The sequence below is a fragment of the Pseudomonas siliginis genome, assembly GCF_019145195.1.
GTDB classification, from domain to species: domain Bacteria; phylum Pseudomonadota; class Gammaproteobacteria; order Pseudomonadales; family Pseudomonadaceae; genus Aquipseudomonas; species Aquipseudomonas siliginis.
In genome coordinates this window covers 207,270-219,373 of sequence record NZ_JAHSTW010000004.1, presented here as the reverse complement: position 1 = coordinate 219,373, position 12,104 = coordinate 207,270, and the positions used below count along the sequence as shown (strand labels likewise).

Annotated in this window: 13 protein-coding genes and 1 pseudogene; 2 read left to right on the top strand and 12 right to left on the bottom strand. The window is 59.3% G+C overall.

What is annotated here, in order from left to right; all coding sequences use genetic code 11:
- Positions 1–15: 15 nt before the first annotated feature.
- Positions 16–228 (top strand): annotated as a pseudogene (locus tag KVG87_RS10600) (DUF6124 family protein); the annotation flags it as partial.
- 190 nt (positions 229–418) lie between these two features.
- On the opposite strand, the gene KVG87_RS10595 reads toward KVG87_RS10600, so the two are convergent.
- The gene (locus KVG87_RS10595; protein ID WP_217850637.1) at positions 419–655 is read right to left on the bottom strand and encodes a hypothetical protein; all 237 of its coding nucleotides are present in this window, start codon (positions 653–655) and stop codon (positions 419–421) included.
- A 400-nt stretch (positions 656–1,055) separates the two neighbouring features.
- On the opposite strand from KVG87_RS10595, the gene KVG87_RS10590 reads away from it, so the two are divergent.
- Entirely contained in the window at positions 1,056–2,849 is a 1,794-nt protein-coding gene (locus KVG87_RS10590) for a hypothetical protein (protein WP_217850635.1), read from the top strand.
- A gap of 79 nt (positions 2,850–2,928) precedes the next feature.
- Here the strand turns inward: KVG87_RS10590 and flhB are convergent, their stop codons facing one another.
- From flhB to KVG87_RS10535, 11 genes are all read right to left on the bottom strand, one after another.
- Positions 2,929–4,068, bottom strand: a complete 1,140-nt coding sequence (gene flhB, locus KVG87_RS10585; protein ID WP_016771065.1) for a flagellar biosynthesis protein FlhB — start codon at positions 4,066–4,068, stop codon at positions 2,929–2,931.
- Positions 4,069–4,071: 3 nt separating this feature from the next.
- Complete coding sequence (gene fliR / locus KVG87_RS10580) at positions 4,072–4,857, bottom strand: flagellar biosynthetic protein FliR (RefSeq protein ID WP_217850633.1); 786 nt, start codon at positions 4,855–4,857, stop codon at positions 4,072–4,074.
- A gap of 3 nt (positions 4,858–4,860) precedes the next feature.
- Positions 4,861–5,130 carry a flagellar biosynthesis protein FliQ gene (gene fliQ, locus KVG87_RS10575; protein WP_016771067.1) on the bottom strand — a complete coding sequence of 90 codons (270 nt, stop codon included), beginning with the start codon at positions 5,128–5,130 and terminating at the stop codon, positions 4,861–4,863.
- Complete coding sequence (gene fliP / locus KVG87_RS10570) at positions 5,127–5,885, bottom strand: flagellar type III secretion system pore protein FliP (protein WP_016771068.1); 759 nt, start codon at positions 5,883–5,885, stop codon at positions 5,127–5,129. Before fliP ends, fliQ begins: the two co-directional genes overlap by 4 nt.
- Positions 5,885–6,337, bottom strand: a complete 453-nt coding sequence (gene fliO / locus KVG87_RS10565; protein WP_024012109.1) for a flagellar biosynthetic protein FliO — start codon at positions 6,335–6,337, stop codon at positions 5,885–5,887. The genes fliP and fliO overlap by 1 nt, the downstream gene beginning before the upstream one ends.
- The gene (gene fliN, locus KVG87_RS10560; protein WP_016771070.1) at positions 6,338–6,796 is read right to left on the bottom strand and encodes a flagellar motor switch protein FliN; all 459 of its coding nucleotides are present in this window, start codon (positions 6,794–6,796) and stop codon (positions 6,338–6,340) included.
- A 55-nt stretch (positions 6,797–6,851) separates the two neighbouring features.
- A complete protein-coding gene (gene fliM, locus KVG87_RS10555) occupies positions 6,852–7,820 on the bottom strand; it encodes a flagellar motor switch protein FliM (RefSeq protein WP_003222890.1) in 969 nt (322 codons plus the stop codon).
- Positions 7,821–7,829: 9 nt separating this feature from the next.
- Positions 7,830–8,333 carry a flagellar basal body-associated protein FliL gene (gene fliL, locus KVG87_RS10550; RefSeq protein ID WP_016771071.1) on the bottom strand — a complete coding sequence of 168 codons (504 nt, stop codon included), beginning with the start codon at positions 8,331–8,333 and terminating at the stop codon, positions 7,830–7,832.
- A gap of 212 nt (positions 8,334–8,545) precedes the next feature.
- Entirely contained in the window at positions 8,546–9,913 is a 1,368-nt protein-coding gene (locus KVG87_RS10545; RefSeq protein ID WP_217850631.1) for a flagellar hook-length control protein FliK, read from the bottom strand.
- Positions 9,914–10,018: 105 nt separating this feature from the next.
- Entirely contained in the window at positions 10,019–10,366 is a 348-nt protein-coding gene (locus KVG87_RS10540) for an Hpt domain-containing protein (protein ID WP_217850629.1), read from the bottom strand.
- Between the two features lie 30 nt (positions 10,367–10,396).
- Positions 10,397–12,100 (bottom strand): ATP-binding SpoIIE family protein phosphatase, encoded by a 1,704-nt coding sequence (locus KVG87_RS10535; RefSeq protein ID WP_225930837.1) that lies wholly within the window; start codon positions 12,098–12,100, stop codon positions 10,397–10,399.
- Positions 12,101–12,104: the final 4 nt, after the last annotated feature.

The following is a 12,104-nucleotide window of genomic DNA, read 5'->3' as shown; positions in this document are numbered from 1 at the left end:
CAAGGATTGAGCCCCCGCGCCATGTACGCCGTCACCGCCGACACCAAAAACGAAGACCTGCTGGCCAACGCCTGCGAAACTCTCGCCTCGGCCAAAACCATCGCCCAGGAATTCGCCGGGCTGGTGAAACCGTCGCAGCGCCGGACGCTGATGGGGATTGCGCAACTGATCATGCTCGGCGAATTGGCGGTGAATCGGGTGCTGGATAATCTGGATTTGCCGCAGTAGCGCCTCCCCTGATGCTCGTTCCCACGCTCTGCGTGGGAACGCCTCAACGGACGCTCCGCGTTCAGCTTCGGAAGGGACGCGGAGCGTCCCGGGCTGCATTCCCACGCAGAGCGTGGGAACGATCAGAAAAAACGCCGCATCGTTGAATAAGGGCGGCTTTTTTTCGTTTCGGGGCTTTGCGATCGGTTGCTCAATACCGAAGGATTTTCACTTTTCCATTCTTGGTCCTGGGCAATTCGAACTCGACTTCGCCGCCCACTTTGACCTTCGCATGCAGGGCATCAGGCACTGGAATGCTGAACCGGTACTCTTTGGCCGTCAGAAAAAAACCCGTGGCTTCGGCAAAGGAAAGGGATCGTCCCGATTGCTTTGGTTTAATGGTGCCCCTTCCGGTTTTTTCATCGTAGCTGCTGAAAATACCTTTCATGGTCACGCTCCCTTGCACTCGCTCGACTGACCGCGCCAGTGCGCGGCAGCACCTTGCATCAAACTGCAAAATCACGACGAGCACACCTGTCAGAGTTGACAGTAAAGGGAGGTCTCAGACCAATGGCTGCGCAGCAGCATCAAGAATCCCGAGGCAAATCCGGCATCTCAAGCAGCATGACATTCTTGGCCAAAGCGATTTCGCGGACTTTCAAGGCGATGAATTCGCTGCCCTTGCGCCAGCAGTCCGAGACGCTTCGTGTCTCATCCGGCGACGAAGCTCCAACCGTTTGTCTGAAACATGCATTTACCTGTCAGATATGACAGTGGCCAAAATTCACTGACGAGTATGTGATAGCGCTTCACCCATTTGCCTGCCTCTCAAGGGCCAGGAGCGCGTCATGGACAATGAATCAACTATCGACATCCAATCCGACGAGTTGATTGAAGTTTTAAAACTGGTCCCGGTATTCATACCTGGCTGGGTGACCCCGGTGAAACCCTCAGGCCTTGCTCATGGCGGCATTCCGAGACGTCTATTCTCCGGGACACCGGAAAATGTGCGGTGCGTGGTCGATCCGTGGACTTTATTGCTAAACCGAGGCGTGGCGACGCTAGCTGAATATGAATCAGTCGAATTATTTATTAATGCTGGGAAAACCCCCGTATGCAGCGCCGTTATCGAGCCCGGCGAGGAAAATAAGCGAGTCGCGCTGTACGCTCCGAAAGCCAAGTTCATAAACGGCATTAACAAACTGCATTACGTAGTTAAACGGTTAAGCGGCAATGAGGAGTCATCGGATATCTTGCACGTGCTCTACCATCTGCACCCCCACGCCAACTTCAAGCTGATTATTCCATCGGAGGTAATCGCTTATGGTGTTACCGCTGAGCTGGCCAAGAGGGGCGTAACGTTCGAAATGAGCTACACCACTAAAGAACCCTTCGATCAAGTGCAATTACAGCTAGGCAATGCAACATTCATGATGGAGGTCACAGATCCCTCGGCGCCAGTGAGCGTAACGCTATATACCGATGACTTTGAAAATTTTATTGACGGCATGATCAATGCCAATTTCGAGGTGACGGACCAATTGGGGAACTTTGGCGAATCGCCGAATGAGACGCTGAACATTCGTCTTAAAGAGGAAAATCTGCCGGCCCCGACCCTCACCAACGTATTAGACTCCAACAATAACGAAGTGCCTGAAGGTGCTAGCACTATCAGCACCAATTTAACCCTCAACGGCACCGCCAGCAAAGGCAGGGAAGTCGAGATTTTCGATGGTAGCGGTCCGAGCGCAGTGTCGAAAGGCAAAGTAACCGCGAGTTCAATCGATGGAGCTTGGCAGCACACCATCACCATCACAGTCGGCGGTCACCGCTTGTATGCTAAATCGCTGTACCACCCTACACCGATTTATTCAAACGTCCGCAATCTGACAGCGGTAACAGCCCCTGCGCCCACACTCACCTCCGCTAGAGGCTTTCCAAGCGGGACTGCAATTGCCAACAATGGGTCCACTTTCGAGACTTCCGTAACGTTGAGCGGTGCAGCAGCAGCTGGCCAAAAAGTTGAAATACTGGATGGTATTACGCCCAAAGGCCAACCCACCGCCGATGAGACGACCGGCGTCTGGCAGGGGCTTGTATCAGGGCTGGGCCTGGGTGCACATGTCTTCAAAGTCAGGGCTTTATATGGACAGGAAACTGAATCAGCCACATGGACTGTGACTGTAGCTGTTGATACCTGGAGAGATTCGATTACCGATTTCAATGGCAATGCCGGAAACTGGGCGCTTGGATCAGCCTCAAGAACAGCCCGAATTCTCAACGGTTATTATGAAAACTACACTTATGACGTCGCGGGCAACTCAGGGGTTTTACTGAGCCAGACGTTTCAATTCGATGCAGCAAGAACTTACAGCTTTAGCTATCGAATAGCCAATGTCAGCCCCCAGCCCGATAACCAACCACCGAGGATCAGCGTCAGTACCTCCAGCGGCCTGGCGATTTTGGGACTGTTTGTTGTTCCCCGCAATGGCGCCTATTACGAGCAAACCGCTTCTTTCAGAGTACCGGTAAGCGGGCCATACACGATTTATATATCCAATCATGAAGATCGTGGAGGATACGGCGGAGCAAACGGTGGAAATGACTTCCACATCGACTACATCCATGTACGGCGGATATAAACAGAGACAATGCATCTTCAGGCAAAAAATCCGCCGCCCCATACAATCGGGACGGCTTTTTTTGTTTCGTACAGTTCGGTCAGGAATCCCGACGCAAGTCCGGCGGAATCGGCAGATCATCCTTGAGCGGGTCCGGCCGCTTGCCCTTGCCCGCCTGGTGTTGGCGGATCTGGTAGACGTAGGCCAATACCTGCGCCACTGCCAGATACAGCCCGCCAGGAATTTCCTGCTCAAGCTCAGTTGAGTAATAGATCGAGCGCGCCAGCGCAGGCGACTCGAGCAGCATGACGTTGTTGGCCACGGCAATCTCGCGGATTTTCAGGGCGATGAAGTCGCTGCCCTTGGCCAGCAGCACCGGCGCGCCGCCCTTCTCCGAGTCGTATTTGAGCGCGACCGCGTAGTGGGTCGGGTTGGTGATGACCACGTCGGCTTCGGGAATCGCTGCCATCATGCGCCGCTGGGACATTTCGCGCTGGGTCTGGCGGATGCGTTGTTTGACCTCCGGGCGGCCTTCCTGGTCCTTGTGCTCGTCGCGCACTTCCTGCTTGGTCATCTTGAGCTTCTTCATGCTCTCCCAGATCTGCACCGGCACGTCGACGGCGGCGATGATGATCAGGCCGCAGGCCAGCCACAGCGTGCTCCAGCCCACCAGCAACACGCTGTGGATGATCGCCATGTCCAGTGGTTCGTGGGCGATGCGCAGAAGATCATCGACGTCGGCGGACAGCACCAACAGTGCCACACCCAAAGTAATCAAAAACTTCGCCAGGGCTTTGAGCAGTTCGACCACAGCCTTGAACGAGAACATCCGTTTGAGGCCGGCGGCCGGGTTCATCCGGCTGAATTTGGGTGCCAGCGAACTTGCCGCGAACAGCCAGCCACCCAGGGAGATTGGCCCGATGATGGCGGCGAGCAACAGGGTTATCATCACCGGCTGAATCGCCAGCAAGGCGATCAACCCTGACTCCAACAGAAAACGGCCCATGGCGCCCTGATCCATGACCACTTCGCGGGACAGGGTGAAGTTCAGGCGCATCACGTCCATCATTTCTTGCGCAAGCATGCCGCCGAAAATCAGCAGCGCAGAGGCGCCGGCCATCATCACGGCGAGGGTGTTGAGCTCTTTGGAACGGGCGATCTCACCCTTCTCACGGGAGTCCTTTTTGCGCTTCTCCGTGGGGTCTTCCGTTTTGTCCTGACCGCTTTCGCTCTCTGCCATGACTCAGCGCGCCCGTGCCAGTTCACGTAGCAACTGCAAGGCCTCGCTGGCCAGCGGTTGATACTGGTTGAGAATGTCCGCCAGGCCCACCCAGACGATGAACAGGCCGAGCACCAGGGTCAGCGGAAAACCGATCGAGAAGATGTTCAGTTGCGGCGCGGCGCGGGTCATCACGCCGAAGGCGATGTTGACCACCAACAGTGCGGTGACGGCCGGCAACACCAGCAGCAATGCGGCGCCGAGGACCCAGCCGAGTTTGCCGGCCAGTTCCCAGTAATGCGCAACCATCAGACCGCCGCCGACCGGCAGCGTGGTGAAACTTTCAGTGAGGACTTCGAACACCACCAGATGGCCGTTCATCGACAGGAACAGCAACGTCACCAGCATGGTGAAGAACTGCCCGATCACCGCCACCGAAACGCCGTTGGTAGGGTCGATCATCGAGGCGAAGCCCATGCCCATCTGCACCGCGACGATCTGCCCGGCCACGGCAAACGCCTGAAAGAACAGTTGCAGGGAAAAGCCGAGCACGGCGCCGACCAGAATCTGCTCGCCGATCAGCAGCAGGCCGCTGATATCGAGTGGGCTGACGGCGGGCATCGGCGGCAGCGCCGGGGTGATGACCACGGTGATCGCCACGGCGAAATACAGGCGCACGCGGCGCGGGATCAGGGTGGTGCCGAACACCGGCATGACCATCAGCATCGACGCCACGCGAAACAGCGGCAACATGAACGACGCCACCCAGGTGCTGATCTGGGTGTCGGTCAGCTGAAGCAGCGACTGCATGGCTTAGCCGATGACCATCGGAATGTTTTTGTACAGCTGGATGATGTATTCCATGAACGTCTGCACGATCCACGGACCGCCGATGATCAGGGTCACCAGCATCACCAGCAGACGCGGCAGGAAGCTCAGGGTCTGTTCGTTGATCTGCGTGGCGGCCTGGAACATCGACACCAGCAGGCCGACCAGGAGGCTCGGCACCACCAGGATGGCGACCATCATGGTGGTCAGCCACAGGGCTTCACGAAAGATATCGACCGCGACTTCCGGCGTCATGGCGAAACACCTCCAAAACTGCTGGCCAGAGTACCGATGATCAGCGCCCAGCCATCGACCAGCACGAACAGCATGATCTTGAACGGCAATGAAATGATCAGCGGCGAGAGCATCATCATACCCATGGCCATCAGCACGCTCGCGACAACGAGGTCGATGATCAGGAACGGAATGAAGATCATGAAGCCGATCTGGAAGGCGGTCTTAAGCTCGGAGGTCACGAACGCCGGCACCAGAATGGTCAACGGCGCCTGATCCGGGCTGGCAATGTCGGTGCGCTTGGACAGGCGCATGAACAGCTCCAGATCGCTGGTACGAGTCTGCGCGAGCATGAAGTCCTTGATCGGCACCTGGGCCTTTTCCACCGCTTGCTGGGCGGTGAGGGTTTCCGCCAGATACGGTTGCAGCGCGTCGTTGTTCACCCGGTCGAACACCGGCGCCATGATGAACAGCGTCAGGAACAGCGCCATGCCGGTGAGGATCTGGTTCGACGGCGTCTGTTGCAGGCCGAGGGCCTGACGCAGGATCGAGAAGACGATGATGATCCGCGTGAAGCTGGTCATCAGGATGACCGCCGCCGGAATAAAGCTCAGCGCGGTCATGATCAGCAGGATCTGCAGACTGACCGAATATTCCTGCGCGCCGTCGGCATTGGTGCCCAGCGTGATCGCCGGGATCGACAACGGATCGGCGGCGAACGCCAGCGGCGCGGCCAGCAACAGGACCAGCGTCAAGACGATGCGGAGCGCACCCATTACTTCGTATCCTTTTGGTCCTTGCCAAGAATCTTCAGCAGATGCTGAGCAAATTCCGGCGTCGCTTTTTCGCTGGCAGTGGGCACTTCGACCGGCTCTTTGAGCACGTGCAGCGCGGTGATGGTGCCGGGGCTGAGGCCGAGCAGAATCTGCTCGTTGCCGACCTGCACCAGCATCAAGCGGTCACGCGGGCCGAGCGCGCGTGAGCCGATCAGCTCGATTACCTGGCCCTTGCCCGCTGGCCCCGCCTGCTGCACGCGGCGCAACAGCCAGGCGAGGAAGAAGATCAAGCCCAGCACCAGCAGCAAACCGAACACCAGTTGCGTCAACTGACCGGCCACGCCGCTGTTGACCATTGGCGCGGTGGCGGCAGGCGCGGCAGTGGTTGCGCTCGGCTCGGCAGCCAGCACGCTCAACGGCCATGCCAGCAGCACCCAGAGAAACCTTTTCACTCAGCGCAGCTTCTTGATGCGTTCGCTTGGGCTGATCACGTCGGTCAGGCGGATGCCGAACTTCTCGTTGACCACCACTACTTCGCCGTGGGCGATCAAGGTGCCGTTGACCAGCACGTCGAGCGGCTCACCGGCCAGACGATCAAGCTCGATCACCGAACCCTGGTTGAGTTGCAGCAGGTTGCGGATGTTGATGTCGGTACTGCCGACTTCCATCGAGATCGACACTGGAATGTCGAGGATCACGTCCAGGTTCGGACCGTCGAGGGTCACCGGATCGTTGTTCTTCGGCACGCTGCCGAACTCTTCCATCGGCAGACGGTTGGAGCTGGAAGTGCCTGCGTCGGCAGCCAGCAGTGCATCGATGTCAGCCTGGCCGGCATCACCGGTTTCTTCCAGGGCCGCAGCCCATTCATCGGCCAGTGCCTGGTCGTCTTGGGCGTTCATATCGTCGTTCATCATGTGTCCTCGGCGGGCAACAATTCGGTTAAATACGGGGGTGAAAAGCGCCGCCTCAGCGACGCTCGATCGGCTCGATCACCTGCAACGCGAGGTTGCCTTTGTGCGAGCCCATCTTGACCTTGAAGGCCGGCACGCCGTTGGCGCGCATGATCATGTCTTCCGGCATCTCGACCGGGATCACATCGCCCGGTTGCATGTGCAGGATGTCGCGCAGCTTCAACTGGCGGCGGGCCACGGTGGCGCCGATCGGCACGTCGACATCGAGTACGTCCTGGCGCAGGGCGTTGACCCAGCGCTCGTCCTGATCGTCGAGGTCGGACTGGAAACCGGCGTCGAGCATCTCGCGCACCGGCTCGATCATCGAGTACGGCATGGTCACGTGCAGATCGCCGCCACCGCCATCGAGTTCGATGTGGAAGGTGGAGACCACAATCGCTTCGCTCGGGCCGACGATGTTGGCCATGGCCGGGTTCACTTCCGAGTTGATGTACTCGAAATTGACTTCCATGATCGCCTGCCAGGCTTCTTTCAGATCGACGAAAGCCTGCTCGAGCACCATGCGCACCACGCGCAGTTCGGTCGGGGTGAATTCCCGCCCTTCGATCTTGGCGTGACGGCCGTCACCACCGAAGAAGTTGTCCACCAGCTTGAACACCAGTTTGGCGTCGAGGATGAACAGCGCGGTGCCGCGCAGCGGTTTGATCTTGACCAGGTTGAGGCTGGTCGGCACGTACAGCGAGTGCACGTATTCGCCGAACTTCATCACCTGCACGCCACCGACAGCCACGTCCGCCGAGCGGCGCAGCATGTTGAACATGCTGATGCGGGTGTAGCGGGCAAAGCGCTCGTTGATCATTTCCAGCGTCGGCATGCGTCCACGGACGATGCGATCCTGGCTGGTCAGGTCGTAGCTTTTGACACTGCCGGGTTCGGCAGCATTATCGGTCTGTACCAGACCATCATCGACGCCATGCAGCAGCGCATCGATTTCATCCTGGGACAGCAGATCCTGCACGGCCATGTCGTGTTCCTACTGCAGTACGAAATTAGTGAAAAGCAACTGTTCGATGACCACTTTGCCCAGTTCTTTCTGCGCCACTTCCTGGACGCTGGCGGTGGCCTTCTGGCGCAACATCTCTTGGCCGACCGGTGTCGCCAGTGTGGCGAAATCCTGACCGGAGAAGAGCATTACCAGGTTGTTGCGGATAACCGGCATGTGCACTTTGAGCGCGTCCAGATCGGCCTGATTCCGCGCCAGCATGGTGATGCTCACCTGCATGTAGCGCTGACGGCCGTTCTGGTTGTAGTTGGCAACGAAGGCCGGCGCCATCGGCTCGAAAATCGCCGCCTGCTTGCCGACCGGCGCTGCTTCAGCGGCCTCGGCAGGCTTGCTTTGCGCGCCGTGCATGAAGAACCAGGTCGCCCCGACGGATGCACCAATGGCCACCAGCAACGCTAGCACGATCACGATGATCAGCTTGAGTTTGCCTTTGGTTGCGGGGTCTTTTACTGCTGCAGCTTCGCTCTTCGCCATGCCAATAATCCGTCACTAATCGGGGGTTTCACAGTCGCACGGCAAGGCAAGAGCAAGTGTTATGCCAGAAGTGTCAGCGCGTCATCTGAACGGCGCCATAAACAAATGTGGGAGCGAGCCTGCTCGCGAAAGCAATGTGTCAGTCAACATATAGGCTGAATGTCACACCGTATTCGCGAGCAGGCTCGCTCCCACATTGGTATTGCGTTGCGTCAGGCGTAGTAGTCGACCGCGCTGCTGCCAATTACGCTGGTAGTCTGCGCCGCCACTTCAGCGACAGTAGCCGGTGCCAATTCCTCATCCACCGAATCCAGGCGTCCGCCAGCAGCGCTGGTCCGGCCACTGCGGCCCTGCTGCGCCTGTTCCTGGCCTTGCTGCCCCTGCCAGCCACGGTTCTGGTCGGCAACGTTGACGTCGACCTGGCCCATGCCCTGCTGGTTGAACATGTCGCGCAGGCGGTGCATCTGGCTGTCGAGCGCTTCACGCACGCTCGGGTGCGCGCTCATGAAGGTGACCTGGGTCTGCTGATCGGGAACCATGTTCACGCGGATATCCAGACGCCCAAGCTCTGCCGGCTGCAACTGAATGTCGGCGGCCTTCAGGTTGACGCTGGACAGGTACATGACGCGGTTGACCACTTCTTCGGTCCAGCCGCTCTGGTGCATGGCGATCGGCTGATTCACCGGCAGCGCATTGGCGGTTTTCGGCGTAGCGGCCTGGGTCAGTGCCGCCAGACGGTTGGCGAAGTCGTCGACACGGGTGTCGCTGGTGGCGGACTTCAGATCCTTCAGGCCATCGTCGATCAGCCCGCTGAAAGCTTGTTCGCCGCCTTGGCTGGTGCTGTCCTTGTCGGCCTGCACGTCGAGCATGCTGGCCATGCCGGCGGCAAAGTTCTGCGCGGCGGTCAATTCGCCGTCAGCCTGAGCTTGAGCAGGCGTGGCTTTCGGTTGCGCCTGACTGGCGGCGGAAATATGCCCGCCCTGCTCCATCGCCATGCGCACGGCCGGCAGCGAATCGAGCGGGTCGGCTGTCGGATCAAATTCGCTGTCGGTGGCCGCCGGATCTTTGACCATGCCCGACACGACCGCCAGTGCAGGCGTTTCGGTTTCCGGCTGGGCTGGCGTGGTGACTGTTGGTGCTTGCACCACAGGCGCTGCCACCAACGGCTGAACGACTTGCGCCAAGGCCGGATCAAGCGTCGGGTCTACAGGCGCGGCATCCGCCACAGGGGTTTGCACAGTTTCAGCGGTGTCATCGGCAGTGGCAGTCGCGTCGTCGCTCGCCGCCGCTTTGTCGGCAGGCAACGCTTTGCCGCTATCGGCAACTGCTGGCTCGGGCGCGGCAGACTGATCTTTGCCGATATCCTTTTTGCCGCTGCTGTCTGCGACCTTATCGCGTGCCGGCTTGACTGAATTGTCAGCGCTCACGGCGGGCTTGACCGGCGCCTGATCGGCGAACACTTTGGCGAAGCTGGAGGCCTTGTCCCCGGCGTCTGCGGCCATTGCCGACGATTTGGCAGAGGCGGCTTGCGCCTTGGCCTGAGCGGCGGTCTGAAGAAGAATGTTGGGGGTCGCAGGCATGACACGGTCTCCGCTGCACTGGGATCGTAGGTACAGTTGAGCAAGTTGACTGCAAGTGCCGGGCCAGTTTGGCCAGACACTTGCGAAAAGCGCCGGACGGCAGCTTCAGTGGATGTGGGCGTGGCGCTTTTCGCTTTCGTACACTGGACGTACTTCGGCGAATTCAGAATGGATATCGGCGACTAGCTGAGCGAGCGCTTCCGGGCTTTTGTCCTTCGCGTTCGACTCCAGGTCCTGGCACAACTCGGCCAGTCGAACCGCGCCCATGTTGCTGGCGCTGCCCTTGAAGCTATGCGCTACATCGGAAAGCGCTTTGGCGCTGGTGCTGTCCTGCAACTCGTGCAGGCGGCTTTGCGAATCTGCCAGAAAAGTCTCCAGCAATTCCGTATAGCCGTCCTCCATCACCTCGCGCAAAGTATCGAGGACTTCGCGATCTACATGTGGGTCTGTCACTTGCTCACTCCTTGATCAAGAATGGGCGGATTATGCCTCAATCTCCCAGAAAAACTCCACGCTGGCACTACGACCTTGGTCCGACCAACTGGCGTTGCGCCCCAGTTGCCGGACCAGGCTGATGCCGCGACCCGACAAGCGGACGTTATCCACGGGCCGTTCCATGACCCGCGCCACATCAAACCCCTTGCCGCTGTCCTCGACGCGAATGACAAGGCGCCCGCCCTCGCCCTGCGGTTGCACCTGCAAATGCACTCGCACATAACCATCCTCCAGCGCCTCCAACCGCGCCGCGCGCATTTCATAGTAGCGGGCGAAACCTGCCGCATCGCGTTTGAGGCTCGAGTCCAGCCCGAGCACGCCATGCTCCAGCGCATTGGAATACAACTCGGCGAGCACACTGTACAGCGCCCCGCTTTGCGCGCGCAGGCCATGCACCTCAAGCAGCAACTGCAAGAGGAACGGCAACGGATTGAACCGCCTGAGCGTGGCGCCGCGAAACTCGAAACTGGCCGACCAGTCCAGCGGGCACGACTGGCCGCTGTCGGAATACACCGGCGCTGCGCCGTGTGCCTGCGCCGACTCGAGCAGACTGACTTCGACCATGCTCACATCATCACGGGCCTGCCCACGAAAATCGCGCAACGCTTGTTCGATATCCTCGAACAACCGATCCGGCTCACGGTTCGCCGCAAAAACCTGCTGCAAGCGTTCGACGCCGAACAACTGGTCATTGGCATCGCAGGTATCGATCACCCCGTCCGATAACAGAAACACCCGATCATCGACGGCCATCGGATACACATCCGTACGCTCATCGAAGGCTTGAGCGCTGAGAATCCCCAAGGGCAAATGCCGCGCCGGCAAGGGCACGCGCTCGCCACTGGCCATGCGATGCAAGTAACCGTCGGGCATGCCGCCGTTCCACACCTCCACCGAACGGCTCTGGAAACTCAGACAGAGCAACGTGGCGCAGCAGAACATGTCCACCGGCAGGATGCGCTTGAGCTTGGCGTTCATCTCGCGCAGGGTTTCGGCCAGGCCGTAGCCCTTGGCGGTCATCCCATAAAACACTTCGGCCAGCGGCATCGCCCCCACCGCTGCCGGCAAGCCATGCCCGGTGAAATCGCCGAGCATGACGTGCATGTCACCGGCCGGCGTGTACGCCGCGAGCAACAGATCACCATTGAACAGCGCGTAGGGCGATTGCAGGTATCGGATGTTCGGCGCGCTCAGGCAACCGGAATGCGCGACCTTGTCGAACACCGCTTTGGCCACGCGTTGTTCGTTGAGCAGATAGTCGTGATGTTTGGCGATCAGATCGCGCTGCTGCAGGACCGTTGCCTGAAGGCGACGCAAGCGATCCATCGCCTTGATTTTGGCGGCGAGTATCACTTGGTTGTACGGCTTCGCCAGAAAGTCGTCGCCGCCGGCCTCCAGACACCGAGCCAGCGCTTCACTCTCGGTCAGCGAGGTGAGGAAGATGATCGGCACCAACGCTTCACCCGCCAGCGCCTTGATCTGCCGCGCCGCTTCGAAGCCGTCCATCACCGGCATCAGCGCGTCCATCAATACCAGATCAGGCTGCTGTTCTTTGAACGTTTCGACCGCCTCGGCACCATTGGCCGCCGTCAGCACCTGATGACCTTGACGGCGGACAATGGTCGACAGCAGCAGCCGGTCGGCGGCACTGTCTTCGGCGATAAGAATAGTCAGCGGCTCTTGCGCCTGCATGGGC